This is a genomic window from Rhodococcus sp. TAF43 (assembly GCF_052113525.1).
In the GTDB taxonomy this organism is placed as follows: domain Bacteria; phylum Actinomycetota; class Actinomycetes; order Mycobacteriales; family Mycobacteriaceae; genus Prescottella.
The window spans coordinates 13,409-16,137 of record NZ_JBFRDL010000010.1 but is presented as its reverse complement, the minus strand read 5'-3'; the positions used below and the strand labels follow the sequence as shown (position 1 = coordinate 16,137).

Annotated in this window: 2 protein-coding genes; both read right to left on the bottom strand. The window is 68.1% G+C overall.

Annotated elements, in window-relative coordinates; all coding sequences use genetic code 11:
- Positions 1-204: 204 nt before the first annotated feature.
- Entirely contained in the window at positions 205-429 is a 225-nt protein-coding gene (locus AB4Z09_RS09045; protein ID WP_114722461.1) for an MbtH family protein, read from the bottom strand.
- A 157-nt stretch (positions 430-586) separates the two neighbouring features.
- Complete coding sequence (locus AB4Z09_RS09040) at positions 587-2,713, bottom strand: oxidoreductase (RefSeq protein WP_174910264.1); 2,127 nt, start codon at positions 2,711-2,713, stop codon at positions 587-589.
- Positions 2,714-2,729: the final 16 nt, after the last annotated feature.

Genomic DNA, 2,729 nt, shown 5'->3' with positions numbered 1-2,729 from the left:
TTACTCGCCCCCTGAGAGCAGAATGCCCCGGTTGCATCGGGACCACACCATATCAAGATCCTTTCGCCGCCCGGACGGTTTCCGGCCGCACGAAAGACCGACATATGGCCTGGTAGATAGGCAAAAATGCCCCTTCGGTCCGGTTCGTCCGTGCGCCCCTGTCGGGGGTCGGATCGAGGGGCTCGCAGGCGCCTTTCGGGACGCCTAATCGAGCGACGAATCATGCTCCCGCGCGGCGAGCAGAGTGCCCGGCCGAAGGTCGGTCCAGTTGGTGTCGATGTAGTCGACACAGGCGCGGCGGGTGTCCTTCCCGTGCGCTACGGCCCAGCCGGCGGGAACATCCGCGAACGCGGGCCAGAGCGAATGCTGGTTGTCCTCGTTGACCAGCACCAGGAAGTTCGCATCGTGGTCGTCAAACGGGTTGGTCACCACTACACCTCTCGATCGTTCCGACGAAGAGTGATGCACACCATTATTTAGATCGAGCGACACACCGGGGCTGTTACACCATGCTAGTCCCAAAACGTGATATCCCACCCGCGCGGCGAGGGCGCGGGTGGGCTCGGGTCGAGACGAAGAATCGGGATCAGATGGCGGTGGCGACCTTCCACGCCGAGTGCATCGCGCCCTCGATGTAGTCGACCTCGCCGGCGTCACCGACGACGCGGACGTCGACGCCGTCGCGGGCCAGCACATCGGCCAGCGGCGCCGCCGCCGAGACCCCCGACGCCACCACGACCATGGTCGCCGGCACGGACAGCGTCTTGCCCCCGACCGTGAACTCGACCGACTTCTTGGTGATGCGCTCGACCGTCGCGTTGCGCTGGATGTTCACGCCCAGCTCCTTGGCGTGCTTGATCGCGGTCCAGCGGCGCGGCATCGCCATCGGGATGCCCAGCTGCTGGCCCTCCTCGATCAGCGTCACCCGGCTGCCACGCTCGGCGAGGAACTCCGCGAGCTCGAGACCGACGAGCGACCCGCCGATGACGACGACGTTCTTGCTCATCGGCAGGAACTTGAGGAACTTGCGGCTCAGGACGCGGATCTTCTCGGGGCTCTTGGTGATGCCGACGAGCCCACCGAGCCTGCCCGCGACCCGCAGGAACAGCGATTGGTCGGAGACGTCGCCGGTGCCGGTCATCAGGCCACGCAGGCTGTCACCGGTGTGCACGTGCGGCAGGTTGCCGCCGGGGACGCTCGGCCGCGCGCGCACCGCACCGGTCGCGACCACGACGGCGTCGGGCGCGAGGGCCTTGATGGTCGCGGCCGTGGCGTCGGTGTTCAGCCGGACGTCGACGCCCAGACGCCGGACCTCGTTGCTGAGCCAGTTCAGCAGGCGTTCGTTGTCGGGGGTGGTGAGGGTGGAGAACCACAGCGTTCCGCCGAGGCGGTCGGTCTTGTCCAGCAGCGTGACACGGTGACCACGCTCGGTGGCGACCCGGGCGGTCTCCAGTCCACCCGGACCGGCACCGACCACCACGACATGCTTGCGGGTCGTGCTCGCCGGGAACGGCAGCAGCGTCTCGTTGCCGAGTGCCGGGTTCACCGCGCACAGCGGGGTGTCGTCCCAGAAGTTCTCCTGCACGCACACGTAGCAGTTGATGCATGGACGGACCTGCTCRCTGCGGCCGGCCTCGAGCTTGTTGACCAGGCCGGGATCGGCCAGCAGCTGGCGGCCCATGGCGACGAAGTCGGTCCGGCCCTCGGAGATCATCTGCTCGCCGACCTCGGGCAGCATGCGACCGACGGTGATGACCGGGATCGACACCCCACGCTTCACGAGCGCGGCGTTGTCGGTGTAGTAGCCGACCTTGTCGGGCAGCGGGCCGTCGGTGAAGTTCGCGAATGCGTTCAGTGCGGTGCCCGTGACGTGGATGGCGTCCGCGCCGGCCTTCTCGAACATGGCGGCCGCGCCCGCGGCCTCCTCGGGGGTCAGGCCCTCGGACTCGCCGTACTCCTGCCCCGCCAGACGGACGATGACCGCGAGGCTGTCGCCGACCTCGGCCTTGACCGCGCGGATCACCTCGCACGACAGCCGTGCCCGATTCTCCAGCGATCCGCCGTACTCGTCGGTGCGCTGGTTCGAGTAGCGGCTCAGGAAGCCGCCGAGCACATAGTTGTGGGCGCAGTGGATCTCGACCGCGTCGCCGCCGGCGGCCTTCACGCGGCCCGCAGCCTCCGCGAACATGCGGACCAGCCAGTCGAGATCGTCCTGGGTGGCCTCGTGGTAGGTGGCCTTCTTGCCCTCCTGGATGGCGGCCATCTTCCCGAGTTCCGCGGGGGTGCAGTCGGCCATCGCGCTCATGTCACCGGGCGGCTTCGGAATGGACGGCACCAGCTGCGGGCGGCCGTCGAGGGTGTCGATCCGGGCGACCTTGCCGTGGTGCGTCATCTGCACGCACAGCTTGCTGCCCGCCTCGTGGACCGCGTCGGCGAGCGCCTTCAGGCCGGGGATGAACCGGTCCTCGGACAGGCCCGGCTCCTTGCGGCTGGTGCAGCCCGCCGGGTACGCGACGGCGCAGCAACCCGTGATGATCAGACCGGTACCGCCCTCGGCGCGGGCGGCGAAGTGGTCGATGTCGCCCTGGTGGATCTCGCCGTCCTCGCAGAGGTTCATGTCCATGGCGGGGAGAACGACCCGGTTCTCCAACGTGATGGGCCCGATCGTGCCGGGAGCGAGCAGGTGCGGGAACGTCTGGTTTCGGATCGTCACGAGCAGAAGGTATTTC